Annotated in this window: 18 protein-coding genes; 1 reads left to right on the top strand and 17 read right to left on the bottom strand. The window is 29.5% G+C overall.

The genetic code is table 11. From position 1 onward, the window contains the following. Positions 1-4 precede the first annotated feature (4 nt). The 16 genes from CC89_RS08525 to CC89_RS08600 all read right to left on the bottom strand — a co-directional run bounded on the left by CC89_RS08525 (position 5) and on the right by CC89_RS08600 (position 17,833). A complete protein-coding gene (locus CC89_RS08525; protein ID WP_035291048.1) occupies positions 5-694 on the bottom strand; it encodes a YeeE/YedE thiosulfate transporter family protein in 690 nt (229 codons plus the stop codon). Between the two features lie 232 nt (positions 695-926). Continuing rightward, positions 927-1,958: a PocR ligand-binding domain-containing protein gene (locus tag CC89_RS08530; RefSeq protein ID WP_035291049.1), complete on the bottom strand. Its 1,032-nt coding sequence runs from the start codon at positions 1,956-1,958 to the stop codon at positions 927-929. A gap of 325 nt (positions 1,959-2,283) precedes the next feature. Further along, complete coding sequence (locus CC89_RS08535) at positions 2,284-3,516, bottom strand: NAD(P)-dependent malic enzyme (RefSeq protein ID WP_035291050.1); 1,233 nt, start codon at positions 3,514-3,516, stop codon at positions 2,284-2,286. Between the two features lie 27 nt (positions 3,517-3,543). Continuing rightward, on the bottom strand, positions 3,544-4,980 hold the full coding sequence (locus CC89_RS08540) for an aspartate ammonia-lyase (RefSeq protein WP_035291051.1): 1,437 nt from the start codon (positions 4,978-4,980) through the stop codon (positions 3,544-3,546). A 582-nt stretch (positions 4,981-5,562) separates the two neighbouring features. Then, complete coding sequence (locus tag CC89_RS08545) at positions 5,563-6,270, bottom strand: YetF domain-containing protein (RefSeq protein ID WP_035291052.1); 708 nt, start codon at positions 6,268-6,270, stop codon at positions 5,563-5,565. A gap of 15 nt (positions 6,271-6,285) precedes the next feature. Continuing rightward, positions 6,286-6,981 (bottom strand): DUF421 domain-containing protein, encoded by a 696-nt coding sequence (locus CC89_RS08550; protein WP_035291053.1) that lies wholly within the window; start codon positions 6,979-6,981, stop codon positions 6,286-6,288. A gap of 82 nt (positions 6,982-7,063) precedes the next feature. After that, positions 7,064-7,525, bottom strand: coding sequence for a spore coat protein (locus CC89_RS08555; protein ID WP_035291055.1), 462 nt, complete (start codon positions 7,523-7,525; stop codon positions 7,064-7,066). Between the two features lie 986 nt (positions 7,526-8,511). Next, positions 8,512-9,747 (bottom strand): nuclear transport factor 2 family protein, encoded by a 1,236-nt coding sequence (locus CC89_RS08560; protein WP_035291056.1) that lies wholly within the window; start codon positions 9,745-9,747, stop codon positions 8,512-8,514. Between the two features lie 216 nt (positions 9,748-9,963). Continuing rightward, a complete protein-coding gene (locus CC89_RS08565; protein WP_035291057.1) occupies positions 9,964-10,833 on the bottom strand; it encodes a PhzF family phenazine biosynthesis protein in 870 nt (289 codons plus the stop codon). A gap of 353 nt (positions 10,834-11,186) precedes the next feature. After that, positions 11,187-12,107: a metallophosphoesterase family protein gene (locus CC89_RS08570; protein WP_035291058.1), complete on the bottom strand. Its 921-nt coding sequence runs from the start codon at positions 12,105-12,107 to the stop codon at positions 11,187-11,189. A gap of 246 nt (positions 12,108-12,353) precedes the next feature. Further along, a complete protein-coding gene (locus tag CC89_RS08575; protein WP_035291060.1) occupies positions 12,354-12,833 on the bottom strand; it encodes a PTS sugar transporter subunit IIA in 480 nt (159 codons plus the stop codon). 71 nt (positions 12,834-12,904) lie between these two features. Next, positions 12,905-13,759: a MurR/RpiR family transcriptional regulator gene (locus CC89_RS08580; protein ID WP_035291061.1), complete on the bottom strand. Its 855-nt coding sequence runs from the start codon at positions 13,757-13,759 to the stop codon at positions 12,905-12,907. Between the two features lie 253 nt (positions 13,760-14,012). Then, a complete protein-coding gene (locus tag CC89_RS08585) occupies positions 14,013-14,855 on the bottom strand; it encodes a PHP domain-containing protein (protein ID WP_035291063.1) in 843 nt (280 codons plus the stop codon). 20 nt (positions 14,856-14,875) lie between these two features. Next, positions 14,876-16,276, bottom strand: coding sequence for a PTS transporter subunit EIIC (locus tag CC89_RS08590; RefSeq protein ID WP_051931611.1), 1,401 nt, complete (start codon positions 16,274-16,276; stop codon positions 14,876-14,878). A 61-nt stretch (positions 16,277-16,337) separates the two neighbouring features. Then, positions 16,338-17,249, bottom strand: coding sequence for an N-acetylmuramic acid 6-phosphate etherase (gene murQ, locus CC89_RS08595; protein ID WP_035291064.1), 912 nt, complete (start codon positions 17,247-17,249; stop codon positions 16,338-16,340). Between the two features lie 122 nt (positions 17,250-17,371). Continuing rightward, complete coding sequence (locus CC89_RS08600; RefSeq protein WP_035291346.1) at positions 17,372-17,833, bottom strand: MgtC/SapB family protein; 462 nt, start codon at positions 17,831-17,833, stop codon at positions 17,372-17,374. Positions 17,834-18,479: 646 nt separating this feature from the next. Here CC89_RS08600 and CC89_RS08605 point away from each other — a divergent pair. After that, positions 18,480-19,109: a VanZ family protein gene (locus tag CC89_RS08605; RefSeq protein ID WP_035291066.1), complete on the top strand. Its 630-nt coding sequence runs from the start codon at positions 18,480-18,482 to the stop codon at positions 19,107-19,109. Between the two features lie 370 nt (positions 19,110-19,479). Here CC89_RS08605 and murC read toward each other — a convergent pair whose 3' ends face one another. Next, positions 19,480-20,922, bottom strand: a complete 1,443-nt coding sequence (gene murC / locus CC89_RS08610; protein ID WP_035291068.1) for a UDP-N-acetylmuramate--L-alanine ligase — start codon at positions 20,920-20,922, stop codon at positions 19,480-19,482. Positions 20,923-21,113 lie beyond the last annotated feature (191 nt).

Here is a 21,113-nt window from a genome sequence, read left to right on the forward strand (position 1 = left end):
TCCATTACAATTCTTTAAAACGTCTATTTTCATACCATACTGCCAATTTATATAAAATCATCAATACTATCATCTGCAATAAAACAACAATTTTTAAATCTAAGTACTCAGAAAAATAAATTGTCTTTGCATTTTTAATAAAATGCTCATACCAGAAAGAATAATCTTTTGCCCCTAGCAAGGTTCCAATTATAAAGCCTATAAGAACAACCCAATGAAGGGCATGTCCTTCACCAATTCTCATAAGTACACCCGAAGCACATCCTCCTGCTAAAACCATTCCTATACCAAATATAAATGCACCAATCATTACATGAACGCCTACAGAACTAACAGCTCCTGGAATCATTTCATAATTAGCACCTTTGCTATGAATATACCTGGATTGTATTACAGCAAAACCAATAGTACTTACCATCATAGATAATATCATACCTCTTAGCACCCTAGTACTACCCGTAATAAAAGGATCCCTAAATGCTGCGGTGAAACAAAATCGTGAATACCTTAAAATTATACCGATTATAATTCCAACACTTAAAAATGTCACATATCTAGGCTGCTTTTGCCAAAATATAATGCAAAGCATAAATGCAATTAAAATGAGCATAATCCCATAGGGAATCTGACTCTTTTCCTTTCTTACTTGTGACTGACGCTGTTTTACCAACTCATCTATTTCATTTGAAAACATATTATCATCCCTCTAAACAACTCTAATATTTTTACTTTCATAATTATATACTATATGTACATTACAATCAATGACATATAATGGTCACCCTAAGCTGCTCCACGTATTTAAAGCATTGGTCATATTTGAATTTAGTAGCTATATATTCATTCTTTATACCTACCTGCAAAAAATAAAAAAGAATCGATCTAAATCGATTCTTAATTTTACAGTATACTAATTAGCAATTCTATTATTTTTGTTTTGCCATATCATTAAGTTCATTAGTTAATGCTAGTAGCTCTTCAATACTTGCAGTTGTTTGTTGTATTGCCGCTGATTGTTGTTCAGTATTAATCATTGTTGATTCTGAAGCTTCTAAAGTTTTTTGAACTGAACTTTCAATATGAGCTGTTAACTTTACTATTTGCATTGCTGTTTCCTTTGAACTTTCTGAAAGCGTTCTGATTTCTGTAGCAACAACTCCAAAACCTCTTCCAGCTTCTCCAGCCCTTGCAGCTTCTATAGCTGCATTTAATCCAAGCATTTTAGTGGCATCGGCAATACTTTTAATTGAATCTAATATTTCATTAATTTTTTCTGATATATTTTTAACATTTACAATTTCCTTGTTAAGTGTTTCTTGATTATTGGTAATAGTTACTGAAGAGGAAGCAAGTTCTTCCATTGTGGCTGAAATTTGGGAAAAGCTTTCCACCAAATCGTTACTTGTGTTCTTTAATTTAAGCTGTTGATATCCAACTTTAGACAGAGCATTTGCTACTATAAAAAGCACTTCGGCAGCAGCTCTAATATTTTTTTCTGTTGATATTTTTACTTTATTAGCAGCTTGTATGTAACCATCTTCATCTACGCCAATTTCCCTTGCGGTTTTTCTAAAACCATCCTCTTGGGGTTTTGATGTAAGTATTTGTCCTCCAAGTATTGTTCCAATTTGCGTTCCATCTACAATAATAGGTGCTGCAAAATCTATAAGTCCCGCATGACATGTATATACATATGGTCTTCCAGTCTTTGCAGCTTCTTCTCCTCCCTTTCTATGAGATTGAGCACATCTATCATCTCCTGCTTTTGTTGAATGAGTATAATCCATACAGAAACTAGTATAGGAGCTTGGCCTTGTAACAGGGTTTCCTTCCATATCTACCGTAACACTTGCTAAATCCATACTTTGGGCAAAATTATCTTGAAATTTTTGAAGCAGTTCTATATCCAAAACATCTTTTAACTGAATTTTGGATAAGTAAATATCATTCTTTCCCATTATTGTTCCCCCTTAACCCAATGTCATTTTTATATATTTTTCGACTCCTTTATGAAATTTATTTTATCATATACTTTTCTAAATCACAATATTTTCTGATAATTTGTTTTTTGCATTGTTACATAAATTTTCAAATTGCTATATGCTACTTTATTTTGTAGAAATTTTGCAGAAAAAACCCTATTAAACTTTGTTGTTTAACAGGGTTTTTCCTTTACTAGACATTAATCATGGATACTCTTATTAAATTATATTTTTGTATGAACGTGTTTTTAGTTTTTTATCTTAGATGTTTTAACAAACATATTTTTATATGCTAAGAAAGTTAAATACCTAGTATCTTCTTTGTATGTTCTTCTACCATTTCAGGAGTAACATCTTTTCTTCTTGCAACACCTGTATCTATAGCTGCCTTTGCAACACCGGCTGCTACCTTTGGTGCTATTCTCAAATCAAATGCCTCAGGAATAACGTAATTTGGATCTAACTTTTCTTCTCCTACTAATCCTGCTATAGCATAAGCTGCTGCCATTTTCATTTCATCATTTATCTCGGAAGCTTGTACATCAAGAGCTCCTCTAAATATTCCTGGAAATGCTACTACATTATTAACCTGATTAGGGAAATCTGATCTTCCTGTACACACTACTTTAGCTCCTGCTTCTATAGCATCTTTTGGTAGTATCTCTGGGTTAGGATTTGCCATAGCCATGATAATAGCATCTTTATTCATAGATTTAACCATTTCTTTAGTTACACAATTTGCAACAGATACTCCTAAGAATACATCTGCTCCCTTTAACACTTCAGCTAAATTTCCTTTCACTGAATTCTTATTTGTTATATTAGCCATCTCATCTTTATATTTATTCATTCCTTCTGGTCTTCCCTTATATATTGCACCCTTGGAATCGCATAATATAACATCTTTTGCTCCCATTTTTAAAATTAATTTTGTGATAGCTGTTCCCGCAGCACCTGCTCCATTTACTACTACAGTTATATCTTCAAACTTCTTATTTACAACCTTTAAGGCATTTATAATGCACGCAGTTGAAACCACTGCAGTACCATGCTGATCATCATGAAATATAGGAATATTTGATATTTTCTTAAGTCTTTCCTCTATTTCAAAACATTCTGGAGCTTTAATATCTTCTAAATTCACTCCTCCAAAACCAGGTTCCATAAGTTTTACAGTTTCTACAATTTTATTTACATCCTTTGTATCTAAACATATTGGGAAAGCATCTACTCCTCCGAAAGCCTTAAATAAAACTGCTTTTCCTTCCATGACTGGAAGTCCTGCCCCTGCTCCTATATCGCCAAGCCCTAATACTGCTGTGCCATTAGTTACTACAGCTACCATATTTCCTTTAGCTGTATACTCATATATATCTTCTGGGTTTTTATTGATTTCCAAACAAGGTTCAGCTACTCCTGGCGTATATGCCATAGTTAAATCTTCATTACTTTTAACAGGTACCTTACATTTAAGTTCAATTTTACCTCTATAATCTTTATGAAATTTTAGTGCTCTTTCTTTTAAATTTCCCATTATATAACCCTCCTTGTATACTATGCTTTAGTTTGCTGTAAGACATTTTGTAGTTATACCTGGTTCTGTCATAGCCATAGCATCAAGCACTTCATCTATCTTTTCTTCATTTAAAAGTCCTGACTTTAATATTATTTTTCTTACGGACTCTCCTGTTTTCATAGCTGTTTTTGCAATTTTAGCAGCTTCCTTATAACCTATGTATGGACAAAGAACTGTAACTATACCTATACTATTTTCAACCAAGTTTTGACATCTTTTTTTATTAGCTGTTATTCCTATTATACAATTATTAATAAAAGTGTCTACCCCATTAGTTAAAGTTTCTATAGATTCAAACAAATTATAGAATATAACTGGTTCAAAAGCATTTAATTCCAATTGACCAGCTTCTGCAGCCATAGTGATAGTCATATCATTTCCCACAATATTAAATGCTATTTGACTCACTACTTCTGGTATTACAGGATTTACCTTACCTGGCATTATAGAAGAACCATTTTGCTTTGGAGGAAGGTTTATTTCTCCAAATCCTGTTCTTGGTCCTGAAGACATAAGTCTTAAATCATTTGCCATTTTTGATAAACTTACAGCACAAGTTTTAATAATTGAAGATACCTCTACGAAACAATCCACATTTTGAGTTCCATCTACTAAATTCTCTGATTGTTTTAATGACATACCAGTAACTTTTGCAAGATTAGGTACTATTTTATTTTCATACTGTTTATCTGCATTTATACCTGTTCCTATAGCTGTAGCACCCATATTCACAGTTTTTAAACTTTCCATTACATTTTCAAGTCTTTTAATATCTCTAGCTATTACTGCACTGTAAGCTGCAAATTCTTGTCCCAATCTTATAGGCACTGCATCCTGCATCTGAGTTCTTCCCATTTTTATAACTTCATCAAATTCTTCACTCTTGCTTAATAATGCTTCATGAAGTTTTATAAGCTCTTTTATTGCCTTTGGAATAAGCCTTAACGCAGTTATTTTACCTGCAGTAGGAATTACATCATTAGTAGATTGTCCCATATTTACATGATCATTAGGATGAACTATACTATAGTCTCCCTTTTCTCCACCTAAAATTTCAATGGCTCTATTGGCAATTACTTCATTTGCATTCATATTCATAGAAGTTCCTGCACCGCCTTGAATAGGATCTGTTATAAATTCATCATATAATCTTCCATCTATTATTTCATCACAAGCTTTTTTAATAGCATTTTGAATGCCTTTCTCCATAAGTCCAACTTCTGCATTAGTTATTGCAGTTGCTTTTTTTATTTGTGCAAGACTTCTTACAAATTCCTTATGAATTTTTAATCCTGTTATTTTAAAATTTTCCACTGCTCTTAAAGTTTGCACACCATAATAAGCATTTTCTGGTACCTCTCTAGTTCCGATAGAATCACCTTCTATTCTGAAACTCTTTTCTTCACTAACTAACTGTTCCATAAACTGACCCCCTAAATGAATGTAAAATTGCTATATGAAATTGCAATTAAATATTTTATGAATTTTTTCTTTCATTTTTCATTATATTACTTTCACTTACTAAATGCAACATATTTTGCAAGATTTATTTCATTTTAACACTTTTTCTGTCTTTTCTTATGAAATTTTTTTATTATAATATATTTAAAACAAAATTTTATCGATTTTGTCATATAAAAATTTCAGCAATGCCCTTTTTTTAAATAAATAAAAAGTTATATCATGATTAACCCACAATAAGTATTACATTGCTTGAATTATGAAATTTCTCTGGAATGAGTTGCATAAGAAGCGAAGGAACTATTTAAATTTAATTTTAGAAATTCTTCTTTTAGACAGATAAAATTATCGTAACCCTTAAAAGGACGCCAGGCTAGCGAACCTGAGGCAGGACGCTGAATGTGAGCGTTAGATAATTTTATATGGCTAAAAGATTAGAATTTCTTAAATTAAATTTATTGTTCCAAGCTCTTATGCAACTCATGGAGGAGAAATTTCATAATTCCATTACATTCTACCTTATTGTGGGTTAATCATATCATTTCATATATCTTTTTTAGAAACATACATTTTTTTAGACTCATCCATAGTAGTCAAATAAATTTTTGTAATATCATCTACATTATACATACTGAGCTTATTCATAAGCCACTCCTTATCTACACCTAACTTCTTTAAATTCTCTTCGAATAGTTTTCCATCATTAATTATTACCAAGGGTAAATTTATAGGTTTAGTATATATCTTAAAATCTGTTGGCGTAACTGGTCTATTGCTCTCTTTTTTTATAATACTAAAATGACCATTAGGTTCTAAAATTACATATTTCACCTCTGAAATATCAAAAATATTCTTAAGTCTTAATTCACTTAATAATAAATCAATATTTATAAATTGTTTCTTTAAATTTTTTCTAATAATTTTTCCATTCTCTATAAGAATTATAGGCTTACCATTAAAGAAAAATGATAATTTTCTATTTCTTAAAGATATAATACTTATTATATAGTGCCAAAAAAATAAAGTTACTAGGGGAACAATTGTATATGTAAAGGAAATCTCACCATCCAATAGTGGTGCAACTGTAAGAGCTCCTAATATCCAAACTACTGTAAAGTCATACGAGGTGAGCTGATTTATAGTTCTTTTCATCATATATCTTCCTACTACAAAAGATATTATGCCTACTACAAAAGCTCTTATAAAATATCCTAATAAGGAAATATCTTTTACAACACCAAAAACTTTCAAATAAAACTCCTCCCATTAATTTAAAAATAATTTTTTATCTGGAGTTAAAATTCCCAAATAAATACTATTTATATTATCTAGATTATTTACCTTAAGCTGTTCTTGTACCCAATCGTAATTCAAATCGTTTTTTTCAAGAATATGCTCATCAATTATTCCTTTATAAATAAGAATTTCTGATAAAATATCCTGGGGAGTACTTATTGACATATCAAACTTAGTCACAGGGAGGCTGTTACCATTAATAGCCACACTAAAGTCTCCTGTTGCTTCTGCTACTAGGTATTCGACATTTTGAAGGTTATGGGCATTTTTTTGTCTCAATATAGAAAATAAATTATCAATAGTTAATTTTGATTTTGAAAGATTTTCTCTGATTATTTTGCCCTTTTTAATCAATATCCTAGGCTTTTGCGTAACTATGGACGGAGCCTTAAAATACAAATAGGAAATTCCTAAATATATTAAAGTGTATACTGTTATTATTGTAACTGCATCAATTGGTCTTGATTTAGGACTCACCATACGAGAAGCAGCAATATGACTGATTCCAGCTGCCATTAAGAAATTATATGGAGTTATTATGCCAGGCTGACGAAATTTCATTACTTTAGTAGAAATAAACAAAATAAAATATAATATTGATGTTCTAATAAACAATTCTAGTATATTTAATTTCTCTGCATCTAAAAAAATATTTTTTATCTCCATAATACCACCTTTTATATAAAATTTAGAAAAAGATAAGTCCAATATTTGAACTTATCTATAATTTTTCATTTATAATAAAATTCTATTTCACATTATACATTTGATGGCTATTCATATAATTAAAAAGCTCTTCACCATGTCTTTGTTCATCTTGCTGTATATGCTGCATTGCTTGCCTAACTATAGGATTAGCAGATTCAAAAACATCAATACCATATGTACCTGCAACATATTTTTCTGTAGATAACAAATCATTACAAAGTATTTTATCGCTTTTATTGTTCATAGTACCTTGAAAATTATTTGGAATTGTGGCTTGCTGAGCCTGCTGACCATGGCTTAAATTTGGCTGCTGTCCTTGAAGCAATTGATTGATAATATCATAGTGATGCTGTTCTTCTCCCGCAAGTTTATTGAAAAGTTGCTTTAACTCTGCATCTTGAGCCTGTTGAGCATAATTTTCGTATTTTTGGATGCAAATTTCCTCTTGAATTTTTCCATCCTCTAAAAACATTCTTTCTTTTTGACTAAGTTGTATTTGCATAATAATTCACCTCCTAGGGTATTTTTAGCCAAATTGTTTAATATTATGTATTAAATAATTATTTGTATTTTCGTTCCTATTCCCAGTTGACTTTCTATATTTATCTTTCATTTTAAGTTTATTTAATGCCTCTCTAACTATAATTAGGTACATGAAAATAAATAACAAGTCAAAGATGCAGGTATATTTTGTGTCAGACAAGGAAGCAGGTTCCGCCGCTAGTAGAACTATCGGTGGGTTCTGCTGACGCAGTATGACGCAAAATAGACTAGCATACTGGCTTGTTATTTATTTGAATGTACCTTAATAAAAAATCTCATGATATGAATTAAATACTTAAACTTTAGGGTACAATTAAATATAATAAACGCTATGTTTAGAAAGGATGACTATGAAATGAATTTTGAAATTTTTAAAATATAAAATACCGCTAACTAAGAAAAACTTCTTAATTAGCGGTATTTAGTGTATTCTTTATTATATTATCTATTTACTGATTATCCCACAAAAAGCATTACATTACCTGAATTATGAAATTTCTCTGGAATGACTTGCATAAGAAGCAAAGGAACTGTTTAAATTTAATTTTAGAAATTCTTCTTTTAGACAGATAAAATTATCGTAAGTCTGGCAAGGACGCCAGGCTAGCGAACCTGAGGCAGGACGCTGAATGTGAGCGTTAGATAATTTTATATGGCTAAAAGATTAGAATTTCTTAAATTAAATTTATTGTTCCGAGCTCTTATGCAAGTCATGGAGGAGAAATTTCATAATTCTATCACATTATACCTTTTTGTGGTTTAATCATTTACTTATTTTTTTATTTAGTACCTTGTTGATTAAATTGCATATTATCAAAACTAGCTACATTAATGATGTCTTGTTTTGTATCTACATATCTTATATTTACCTTATCTACTTCTTTAGTTATAGGCAGTTTAAGTTATATTTCGCTTTTACAAAATTTCAAAATGAACACATAAATTCTATACAACATCATCTAATTTTCCTTCCATTATCCAATAGAATGGAAATGAAAAATGTATGTGTTCAAATACAGGACCTTTGCTCTGATTTAAAATTACTGCAGTTAGCCTGATTGGACAAGTATAGTTTGGCCCTATAGCACTTTCCTTTAATACATATGATATATTTCTTTGAATAGCAAATATCTTTTCTTTTGAAGTAAGATCAGCATTAACTAGGTTATCCAATTCTTCAAGAGAACGTTCAGCCAGCTCATCTTCTGTCAACCTTTGCTTCAGTACTCCTGTAACTGTTATCCATGAAATCTCACCAGATTTTGATGCAATTGCATGTTCTAAATCTAGAGAAAGTGTTGAATCAGCATTATCATTAAAAAATTTTCTTATTTCTTCAGCACCACAATACCACTGATTTTCTGGACCAATTACATATGGGAGATTATCTACTGCAAAATACTTGTTCACAATTTCCTTTGAAATATATTTTTGCCCAAAGAATTCTTTTTCTAAACTTTTAACCAAAGTTTTTAGTTCTTTAGTCATTTGGTTATTTTTATACTCATTAACTATATCATTTTGCTCATTGTAACTCCTTATATATTCTTCTGAACTTTCAAAACGTTCATCTGGGAAAATAGGTTTTGGTATAGAAAATTGAAGATGAGCAATTTTCCACTTGCCAGCATCCTTTAAAATAACCCCACTTAAATCCAATGGCCATAAGTATTCCCTCATATTGCCCTCACGTTGATGATATACTAGAGTCAAAAACCAATTAATAAAAGAAATCTTTTGCTTTGGTGTAAGTCCTCTCTCTTGGATCTTCTCTTTTATATACTTAACATGGCGATCATACTTTTCTGGTGCATCTTCAAAAGTGTATTTTACTGAGCCATTAGTTGCAAACCATGCCACATTACCTTCAACAGAAATATGTGCATTTTGCCAATCTATATTTACATCACCCCAGTATTCCCAATCCCCTGCAATCAATTCTTTTACGTTGTCACTTCCTAAATACAGCTCTCCGGTACCAGTACCTAGAACATGTGTATCCTTTCCTGCTACAAAAAGTTCATCTATAAAAGTATTAACTTTTTCTAAATTTCGCTCAGAATATCCATCTTGTAAACTCTTAAGAACTTCTCTAATCTCTGCGTGATTCTCTGTAGAGTTATGAAATATCTCCCACATTTTTAATGTTCTGCCTAAATACTGTGTCCCAAATCTTTTCATATATAATTTCCCCCTTTCTATTCTCTACTAATTTATTTCTACATGATTAAATATTTTCAAATCAAAGTTTCTTACTTATTTAGCCTATGTCTTTGTAATTTTTAATTGCTGCATCTATAATTTTAATACAGCAACTTTTGTAGATAAAGGTAAACTATATTTCGGTATCATTCTTTACCAAATTCTTAACTATTTCCTCCTAAACTTTGTCTTTTCTTAAATACTAACTTCTATTTCTTTTAGATTTAGTGCTTTTCCACCAACTTTCACTTCAGTAATCTCTTTACCTTGAACATTTAAAGACACGAGAATTTCCGATGGCATTTTCATTGAATAACCTTGTTCAATAACTATATTCTTATAATTTTTAGGACTAATTATGCCATATTTAAACAAATAGCAAGCAAGGGCACCATTAGATGTACCTGTTGCTGATTCCTCTGGAATTCCATATAGAGGTGCTAAATTTCTACAATGAGCATTGGAATTATTAATAGAGTGTAAGCTGAAGATATGATAACCAGTTGCATTGTATTTCTTGCTAACTTCCGCTACTTTGTTAAAATTCGGATTGATTGAATTAAGAACATCTATGTTTTTTATTGGAATCATTATATCTCTAAGTCCAGTAGATACGATCTGTATAGGCAATTTTTTATCTATACTATCTACAGCAATGTTCAAGGAGTCAGCAATTTCTGATTTATCTAATATTTCAAAAAAGCTTGGAGTCGTCTGATTCATCATTATTGATAAATCTTCCTTTACCTGGACATCTAATATCCCTACTTTTGTTTCTTGCGTATATTTACCAGGTTTAATGTAGCCCTCAGCTAGTAATGTAGAAAATGTTCCAATTGTGGCATGTCCACAAAGTTCAACCTCTTCAACAGGCGTAAAAAATCTAATCTTAAAATCTGCACAATCTGACCTCATAACAAATGCCGTCTCACTAAACCCTAATATACTAGCTATCTCCTTCATATTATTTTCAGATAAAGAGTCTGCATTTATTACAACTCCTGCTGGATTTCCACCCTCTACAGTTTTAGCAAATGCATTTATTTTATAAGCTTTTATTTCCATAATCATTACCCCCAATTTTATGTGTCCTATATTCTTTATCTAATACATAATTTATATTCTAATTGTATTATTGACATGTTCAAAATAGCAACCTCCTTTTCCATTAATTTTTAATAATTGCAGCGTATCCATGTGTACCACAAAAAAAGCAGTTAGATACTAAAACTGCTTTAAAATTAATTTAATAGTCTTCGTCAAGTGTATAATTTATTACTACAGTAACTACTTAAATCACCTGTAGTTAATTTATATTTACTATTAATAGTAACCTCTTGCCATTTTACTCTTTGCTAATAGCTAAGATTCTCCTGTTTTTTCCCACTGCTCAACTTGTTCAATAGCCTTCTTTAGTTTTACTTCCCTAGTTTTACTTCATATTTATTTATCCACTTGTGGTTAGAAAATTCTCTACACCTAACTACCACTTTATGATCAAAAACTTCAACTACTAATCCCTGACTTAAATTTACAGGTTCATATCTATCTCCTTTTGTCATTATATAATTTACTGCACCTGTATTAAACATGGTAAAATCTTTTTTACACATAGTTTTTTCATTATCTAAGTTATAATGAGAATGCCCTGTAAAAAACATAACTTGAGGGTACATTTTTAAGATATTGTATAATTCTTCATGATTTTCTATGCCTGCCCAAGCGTCACTTCCAAAGACTGTATCATAAAATGGTTGATGTAAAAATACAAAAATAGGTTTATCTGCACTTGCATCTTTACTTATAGTATCCTTAAGCCAGTTTAATTGTTTATTAGAAAGCTTGGCATAACCATTATTTTCTGGAGCTAAGATTATAAAATGATATCCTTTTACCCATTTATCATAATATATTGCAGGCATACCAGTTTCACTTACAAAAGTACCTTCATGTTCTCTATTAGTAAATCCCTTACAATAATACTCGTGATTTCCCATAGATAACATAACCTCTGCATTGGATTCTTTATATTTATTTAAAATAGCCATAAAACTTTTATATTCACTTTTCCTACCACTATTTGCGGAATCGCCCACTATAGCTATTGCATTGTAGTTTGGATATAATTCTTTTAAATCTTTAAGTGCACTTTTAAATTTTCTCTCTGAAAATAAAGCTCCCCCAATATGTACATCACTTATTACAGGAAAAACCAATTTAGCCTTTTTTAATTCATCTGATTTAGTTTTTGCTCTTATATTTTCCATTGAAGAACTTATTACAAAAATACTACATATAGCAAAGATTATCCCAAATACTATTCTCAATTTTTTCTTCATATGTTATTATCCTCACTTAAGTTATTTTATAAGTTATTTTTCCCGTTGCAAGGATAATTTATATTTATATATTGATGGTTCAGAATCCAATAATTGTCGTAAATTTTATATTTGCAAAAGTTATTTAAAAATTACTTTAATTCAACTATTATATTATTATTTCATTTAATGCTCAATATTGAATTTTTAAAATTTAGTTATATGTAAAGCAAAAAGAAAAACATACTAAATTCTAAAAAGTATAACCTATAAAAAACAAGTAAATATAAATTCATCTCCTCTTTTAATATCTCCACTATTTTTTTCAATATGTTTAACTTTATCCATATTGGTTATTATCACCAGTGTTATTGGTGATTTTCCATGCTCCATAACCAAATTTGGATCAAATTCCATTAGCATATCTCCTTTTTTAACTTTGCTGCCATTTTCAATCCTACGCTTAAATCCTAGTCCGTTTAATTCAACAGTATCTAAACCAATATGAATAAGTACTTCTAACCCCTCTTTAGTGACTAGTCCAATAGCATGATTGGTTGGAAATATAGTTGCAATAGTTCCATCTACTGGAGACACAATCTTACCATCTTTAGGGACTACAGCAACTCCATCCCCCATTATTTTTTCCGAAAATACTTTATCTGGGACTTCCTCTATAGGTAATATCTTTCCCGCAATTGGTGATACCAATTCTACAGTCTTATTTTTCTTAAGAAATTTAAACATTTTATTTCCCCTTTCTAAAAACACAGCAAGCACCTTTGTAAAGTTATTTTAAAAAAAATTCACCAAAACATTTAATCTTTCATTTTAAGATCTCCAATTATATGACCTGTTTTTAAAATATACGGTGGTATTACATCATAGTTTTTCTTAATAATATTAACAAATAATATATCAATCACTGTAAGTTGAGCTATTCTTGATGCTATAGCACCCATTCTAAGCTTGGTTTCTATTTCAGAAGTATATATATTTATATCAGCCATATCACTAATAGGATTATTTCCAAATTTAGTTATAGATATAGTTTTAGCTCCTGCTTTTTTAGCTATCTCTAATGCTTTATACGTTTCTTTTGTTTTTCCGCTATGAGAAATAGCTATAGCTACAGATTTTTCATTCATATTTGAAGCTGAAACTAATTGTAAGTGATAATCTTCATGTAAGACTGCTGGCATATTTATTCTAACTAGTTTATATTGAAGATCTGCTGCCACTAAAGAAGAACTACCTACTCCAAATAAATTTATTTTATCCGCATTAATCATAACATTTGTTGCTTTATCTATAGAATCCTTGTCTAATAATTTTATAGTATCTTTTATAGCTTTTATATTTTCTAATGCTATTTTTTCTATAATCTCAGTAGTAGAATCCTTACATGTAATAGCTTCATAAATTTTATTTTCATTAAAATTATCTTTTTCTGTATCCTTAGCTATAGCAATTTTTAATTCTTGAAACCCTGAATAACCTACTTTTTTAGAAAATCTTATAATACTTGCGGGACTTGTATTCGTGGTATTAGCTAATTCTTCAGCAGTTAAATTACAAACTTCAATTCCATGTTCTAATATATATTTAGCTATTTTGTTTTCAGAATCCGTAAAACTACTCTGCAAATTTTTTATTTTTAAAATACTACTCAAAAATCCACCTCCATATAAATTAAGCACTATCATTACTACTAAATGGCTTAATTTTATACATATAAAGTGATTATATTATATCATGATTAACCCACCATAAGGTATAATATGATGGAATTATTAAATTTCTCCTCCATGACTTGCATAAGAGCTGGGAACAATAAATTTAAACAGTTCCTTTGCCTCTTATACAAGTCATTCCAGAGAAATTTCATAATTCAGGTAATATAATGCTTTTTGTGGGATAGTCATATCATTTATTTTGTAAATATGGGGATAAATTATCATAAATACATTTGGGAATTTCTATTCCACAAATTGGGGTTTTAGCTTTATTATATTCGCCATGATAATCCGATCCACCTGTTATAATCAATCCTTTTTTATCAGCTATTTCTTTAAGTTCTTGCCTTAATTTCAAACTATTTGCAGGATGATATATTTCTAATCCATCTAACAAACTACTATTTATTAAATTTTCATACAACTTATCATCTTTCTTCTTTATTTTTTCTGGATGAGCTAAAACTACTATGCCATTATTGTTCTTTATTAAATTGCATATTTCTTGAAAACCATAGTATTTAAAATTGTCTTCCACATAATAAGGAGCATCTTTTCCAAAATAAAATCTTAAAGAAGTCATTATATTTTCTTTCTTTAAATATCCATGTTTACTTAGTACTTTAAGCATTTTAGCTCTATAAAGAGGGCCTCCTTGACCCTCTTTATAAAATTCTTCTTCTTGAATATTAATACCATTCTTTTGCATTAATTTTATCTGTTTTCTAGACTTATTATTTAATTTTTCCAATATATCTTTGGAGTATCCTATTAATTCTGAAGAATTATAATCTATGCCATATCCCAAAACATGGAACCTTATATCATTTTCTAAAGCTGTAAATTCTGCTGCTGGTATAAAAGGTATACCATATTTTTTACTTAATTCATTTGTTTTTTCAAGACCTAATACTGTATCATGATCTGTTATTGCTAGAGCAGATAATTTTAAAGATTTAGCGCTTTCAAATATCTCTTCAACTGTAGAACTTCCATCTGAATAAACGGAATGCATATGAAATTCAAAATTCATTATAATTCCTCCGATATTAACTATTTTAAATGCAACACTTCATTTAATACTGAATTTTCTTCCATTCCCTCTCCCATATCATCAGATAAATCATCCCATTTAGTAAAATAAGTTAGTAAAAATGCTCCTACATAAGCTAATAAAGTTCCTATTATATAATGAATTATCTTTTCTGATGGTATCAATAAAGTTAATGGTAATCCAGATAATCCAATACCAATAGATGCTACTTTCATTATAGATATATATGCTCCTCCTATCATAGAGCCAACACATGCTGTAACAAAAGGCTTTCCTAAAGGTAATGTTACACCAAACATTAGTGGTTCTCCTATTCCTAGCATAGCTACTGGCAATGAACTTCCTATTATATTCTTTAATTTTTTATTTTTTGTTTTTAAGTAAATTGCTATTCCTGCTCCAACTTGTCCAGCTCCGGCCATTGCTAAAATAGGTCTTAATAAATCCAATCCTGTTTCTTTTAATAAACTTACTTCTATAGGTGTTAAAGCTCTATGAAGTCCTGTCATTACTAATGGTAAAAATGTTCCTGATAAAACTGCACCAACTAAAACTCCACCTTTATCAATTAATACATTTACAACATTACTGATTCCCTGAGTTAACATTACACCCAAAGGATGTACTACATAGATACTACCTAGCCCTATTACCAATAAAACTATGGTAGGTGTTAATATTAAATCTAGAATTGATGGCATTATTTTTCTAATCTTTTTCTCTAACCATGCACCCAACATACAAGCTATTAAAACAGCTATTATTCCACCTTGCTCTGGTACAAGATTTTTACCACTTATAGCGACTTTAGCCAAACCTGGTGAACTTAAAATACCAGCTATTGCTCCTCCTAAAGTAATACTACCACCAAATTCTTTGGCAGTATACATACCTACCATTATACTCATATAAGTAAATATAGCCTTACCTATAACTCCCAACATAGCATAAGTGTTTTTATTTATTACTCCTAAATTCATTAACAATTTAGATGAACCATAAATAACTCCACAACCAACAAATGCAGGTATCAACGGAATAAAAATATTTGATAAATGCTTTAAAAATAGTTTAAAATGAGTACTGTTTTTTGCTTTTAGCTCTTCTTTTCTAGCCTTTACTTCATCTACTTCTCCTACTTTAAGACCAACAAGCTTTCCAAATTCATTGGCAACTTTTCCAGCAGTACCAGGTCCTAATATAATCTGAAATTGACCACTTTGTTCTACAATACTCAGAACTCCATTTACATTATTAAGTTTAGCCTTGTCCACTAATCCTTTGTCTTTTAGAACTAACCTTAATCTAGTAGCACAATGAGTAACTGATAAAACGTTTTCTTTGCCACCAATATTTTCTAAAATCTTTTCCCCTAATTGTTTAGGTAATAATTTAGACATTACATGAACCTCCCTAATATTTTTTATTTATTTTAAATAAAAAAAGATATTTAAAATATACCTATTTGTTTTCTACAGACTCTAAAGCCTTTCTAACATATCCTTTATGTTTATATAAAGTATCCTTTGATTTTAATTTGTCTAATCCCGTTTTTATCATAAATATTGATAGCTTAACATCATAATCTGTTATTTCTAAATACTTTTTAGCTTCTGATTCATCAACAGAAGTAGCTTCCATAACTATCTTCTTACATCTTTCCTGTAATTTAATATTAGTTGATTCTACATCTACCATTAAATTTTCATATACCTTCCCCAGTTTTATCATAGCTGCTGTACTCAGCATGTTTAAAACCATTTTTTGACCAGTACCTGATTTCATTCTAGTTGAACCTGCAATTACTTCTTCACCTACCTCAACTGCTATACAAACATCTACTATCTTTGATATTTCAGAATTATAATTATTTGTAACCCCTACAGTAACTGCTTCTATACCCCTAGCGTATCCAAGTCCGCCAAGAACATATGGAGTTCTTCCACTTGCAGCTATTCCTACTAACACATCACCTTTATTAAAATTAATTTTTTTCAGATCGTTAACTGCATCTTCTTTACTATCTTCTGCTCCTTCCACAGCACTAAATATTGCTTTACCTCCCCCTGCTATTATACCTTGTACCATTTCATGAGAAACTCCAAAGGTTGGTGGACATTCAGAAGCATCCAATATGCCTAATCTGCCACTAGTACCTGCCCCTAAATAAATTAATCTACCACCTTCATATAATTTTTTTGTAATCAAATCAACAGCTTTTGATATATTTAATATCTCTTTTTCTACTGCATATGCAACTTTTTTATCCTCTTCATTTATAAGTTTTATGATTTCTTCCGTTGGTAATTTGTCTATTTCAATTGTATTTGGATTTCTCTTTTCAGTAGTTAATAAATCAAGGTTAATATTCATAATTAAACATCCTCTCTATAAAAATTAAATAGATTTTTGTATAAAACTTAATTAAAATTTTATTTACCTTTTTCATATGTAATCGGAAATTTTATTTCATATTATGCAAAAAATTATTTCTCTTAATTCTTATCTTGTATCCTAAATTTCACTTTTTTTAACAAAACCAACACACAATAAACACCAATAGTGGATACGATACTTAAAAAATAATACCCCATACCTATTGCAATACCTATACAGGCTACTACCCATAAAGTAGCTGCAGTGGTAAGACCTTTAATAGACCCTTTATTATGTATTATTGTACCTGCTCCTAAAAAACCAATTCCTGATACAACTTGTGATATAATCCTACCGCTATCAACTTTAAGAGCATTTGTAAGTTGAGGATATTGTCCTATTATATCTATGGAATCTTGAACCAAATATAATTGTATCATAGAAGTAATTGCAGCTCCTACGCAAACTAATATATTCGTAATAAATCCAGCAGGTCTCTTTTGATACTCTCTTTCATATCCAATAATTCCTCCCATTATTACAGCTAAAGAGAACCTTATCAAAACCTGTTGATATGTCATACTGCCACCCCCAGTCAGTCCTTGAATATTATATATATTTAAGTATTTAAAAATTTTCAAACAATTGTAACTATAATTTCTTAACTACGTCCATTATAATATGTTTGCAAAATAATTTCAAGTTTTTGATTTCATAATGAAATATTTTTTCATAATTATTTATCTACTTGCGAGTATAGCCTTCTCTACTCCTCAATAATATCTTCTCACCAAAATTTCAACTACTAATCCTTGACTTAAAGATATAAATCATATCTTATTTTGCCATTATATAATTTATTGCGCATGTATTGGATGACTTATAAATATTTATAAAAAGATAAAATTTATTACTACAGAACAGTTAAGATTTAACATGCAAGTGCCTAAAAGATTTTTAAAAACATATTAGTAAAATATGCAAAGTGGCTACTATATTTTATAGGGACTTTGCACAATATTTATTGAATAGCCCTTTATTACAAGTATTTTGTAATTACTATATTAAGAAAGTTTTAAGATATTTTTAAATTAATTTTAAATAGTTAATTATATAATATATTTGTATTTGGCAGTAAAAATTTCAAAAGGAGTATTTTTGTTTAGTTTTAAATTTTAATTAGGTAGTTAATATTAAGTTTAAAAAAGAGAGGAGAGATAAAACAATATGAGTGAATTACTAGGTTTTATAATATCATTTATTTTAATAGCTATTTTAAATATTTTCTTAGCCAAGAGTAATAAGGACTTTGAAAATGAAATAAGTTGGCAACATTACTTTTTTGGATACATGTTTATATTGTATCTTGTAATTGCATTGACACAAGTAGTAGGATTTCCTTCTTTAGGGGAATGGCAAAGGCTTTCGGGGCTCAATAGACCTATATTTGATCCTAATATAAATTTAATACCTTTTAAAGATGGAATTGAAATATCATCAATACTTAATATAATATTTTTTATGCCTTTTGGATTTTTACTGCCAACATTATGGAGAAAATATAGAACATTTTTGCCAACACTGTCTCAAGGAATATTATTTTCACTTATTATTGAAATTGGTCAACTGTTTATTCCATATCGTGCAACGGATATTGATGATTTAATAATGAATACCATAGGGACTATTTGTGGGTGGATTGTTTTTAATATTATGAGTAAAGTTTTTCATAAACTTGCTAATAAAACAGCGCTCCAAACAACGCCTGACTGTAGAACAATTACAAAATTGGAACCTTATCTATATATTATGATTGCAGTTATAAGCTCATTTTTTCGTTTTACACTAAAAATATAATCTTGATGCTGTATTAGTCGCATCTTAACTTTAACAATATAATTAAAGGAACCAATAATATGATTAACACACAAAAAGTATTACATTACTTGAATTATGGAATTTTTCTAGAATGAGTTGCATAAGAATCGACGGAACTATTTAAATTTAATTTATTGTTCCCAGCTCTTACGCAACTCATGGAGAAGAAATTTCATAATTCCACTGCATTGGTTAATCATAATATATAAAGACACTGTAAACTTCAAATTTGAATTTTACAGTGTCTTTGCATAAATATACAAAGAAGTTGTGCTTTTAGGCACAAGCTTCATTGCTTTACAACAATATCTCTGTAAGATTATTAAAAAATGGAGTAAAATATACTGTTTTATGCCTTCTTAATAGTATTCTTACTTTTTTCTTTTAATACTTCAATGATTTTTCTAGATAATTTATACGATTCACCAGCTCCAAAAACTATAATTATGTCTCCATTTTTAATTTCATTAACAATTTTGCTGCATATCTCATCATAGTTTTCTATATATTCTGCTGTATTTATATTTATTTCACTAATAAGTTCTTCTAAATTAATTGGTTCAATATTTTTATTTGCTTCCCTCCCTAAAAATGGTTTTGAAATAATAACTCTATCTGCTTTTCTTAATGCTGAAGCAAACTCATTAAAAAACAGCTTTATTCTTGAAATTTGATGTGGTTCAAAGATGGCAAAAACTTTTTTTCCTGGATAAATAATTTTAATTGAATCCAATGTTGATGCCACAGCTGTAGGATGATGAGCAAAATCATCATAAACCTTAATATCTTCAATGCTCCCTATTAATTCTAATCTTCTTCCTATTCCTTTAAAATTTTTAAAGGAATCCCTTATTATATTTATATCAATACCTAACTCTAAAGCAGCAATAAATACACCTAAAGAATTCTCAATATTATGTTTGCCTATTAATCCTAATTGAAAATCACTTTCTTTACCCCCATTTATTATTTTATATGTTGAATATTCAGTAGTAGATGAACCCAATATCGCTTTATATTCAACATCAAAAGGGAACTCAAACCTATTATTTATATAATATCCTATAACCCTTACTTGTTTCTCTTTTATCCAATCCTTTAATTCATCTAATACTTCTCTAAGAGCTATACTTTCCTCATTGACAATTAAAGTTCTTGGGCTTTTAAGCTTTTTTATAAAATTTTTAAAAGAATCTTTAACTTCACCTAAATCCTTAAAAAATTCCGGATGATCCATTTCAACATTGTTTATTATAGCTATAGAAGGATTATAATTTAAAAAATTATTATTAAATTCATCCGCCTCACAAACAAAATAATTTGAATTTCCTATTCTATAACCCCCACCCCATTGCTTAAAAGTTGTTCCTGCTTCAACAATTGGATCTAACCCTGCCTTTTCCAAAACAAGGCCCATTAAAATTGTAGTTGTTGATTTACCGTGGGTTCCTGCAATAGAAATAACAAATTTTTCATTTTGTATATATTTAGATGAAAATTCTTGCCAAGTCATTAAAATTCCACGTTTCCTAGCTTCTACAATTTCTGGATGATTAGGAGAAATATCTAAAATAGCAGGTGATATAGCTAAAATATCAACGTCCTTTATATGTTTTAAATCATGACCTTTTATAACTTCTATATTGTTTTCTGTAAGGACATCACTATAATAACCAGACACATTTAAGTCACATCCTGACACATCAAATCCCATGTTTTTTGCTATAATTGCTATAGGTGCAGCTCCGCTTCCACATACTCCCATAAAATGTATTTTAGTTTTATTTTTCAATATAATCCACTCCCATTATTATAATGTTACAGTTAATATTCTCCACAAAATTTTACGAACTTTCTATATTTTATAAGCAAACACTAATTAATTATACCATGTTGATACTTTTTATCCAAAGCATGTCTTTTATTTTCCTAAATAATGTAATAGCTAGTAAAACTTAATGAATTTTACTAGCTATCTATTTA

The organism is Clostridium sp. KNHs214 (genome assembly GCF_000744935.1).
GTDB lineage: Bacteria > Bacillota > Clostridia > Clostridiales > Clostridiaceae > Haloimpatiens.

Excerpts from the sequence above, each read along its gene's own strand:
- CC89_RS08530 (WP_035291049.1), bottom strand. The coding sequence starts at position 1,958 with ATGGGAAAGAATGATATTTACTTATCCAAAATTCAGTTAAAAGATGTT.
- CC89_RS08565 (WP_035291057.1), bottom strand. The coding sequence starts at position 10,833 with ATGGAAATAAAAGCTTATAAAATAAATGCATTTGCTAAAACTGTAGAG.
- CC89_RS08590 (WP_051931611.1), bottom strand. The coding sequence starts at position 16,276 with ATGTCTAAATTATTACCTAAACAATTAGGGGAAAAGATTTTAGAAAAT.
- CC89_RS08575 (WP_035291060.1), bottom strand. The coding sequence starts at position 12,833 with ATGTTTAAATTTCTTAAGAAAAATAAGACTGTAGAATTGGTATCACCA.
- CC89_RS08570 (WP_035291058.1), bottom strand. The coding sequence starts at position 12,107 with ATGAAGAAAAAATTGAGAATAGTATTTGGGATAATCTTTGCTATATGT.
- CC89_RS08600 (WP_035291346.1), bottom strand. The coding sequence starts at position 17,833 with ATGACATATCAACAGGTTTTGATAAGGTTCTCTTTAGCTGTAATAATG.
- CC89_RS08585 (WP_035291063.1), bottom strand. The coding sequence starts at position 14,855 with ATGAATTTTGAATTTCATATGCATTCCGTTTATTCAGATGGAAGTTCT.
- CC89_RS08535 (WP_035291050.1), bottom strand. The coding sequence starts at position 3,516 with ATGGGAAATTTAAAAGAAAGAGCACTAAAATTTCATAAAGATTATAGA.
- CC89_RS08555 (WP_035291055.1), bottom strand. The coding sequence starts at position 7,525 with ATGCAAATACAACTTAGTCAAAAAGAAAGAATGTTTTTAGAGGATGGA.
- CC89_RS08550 (WP_035291053.1), bottom strand. The coding sequence starts at position 6,981 with ATGGAGATAAAAAATATTTTTTTAGATGCAGAGAAATTAAATATACTA.
- murQ (WP_035291064.1), bottom strand. The coding sequence starts at position 17,249 with ATGAATATTAACCTTGATTTATTAACTACTGAAAAGAGAAATCCAAAT.
- CC89_RS08540 (WP_035291051.1), bottom strand. The coding sequence starts at position 4,980 with ATGGAACAGTTAGTTAGTGAAGAAAAGAGTTTCAGAATAGAAGGTGAT.
- CC89_RS08560 (WP_035291056.1), bottom strand. The coding sequence starts at position 9,747 with ATGAAAAGATTTGGGACACAGTATTTAGGCAGAACATTAAAAATGTGG.
- CC89_RS08605 (WP_035291066.1), top strand. The coding sequence starts at position 18,480 with ATGAGTGAATTACTAGGTTTTATAATATCATTTATTTTAATAGCTATT.
- CC89_RS08525 (WP_035291048.1), bottom strand. The coding sequence starts at position 694 with ATGTTTTCAAATGAAATAGATGAGTTGGTAAAACAGCGTCAGTCACAA.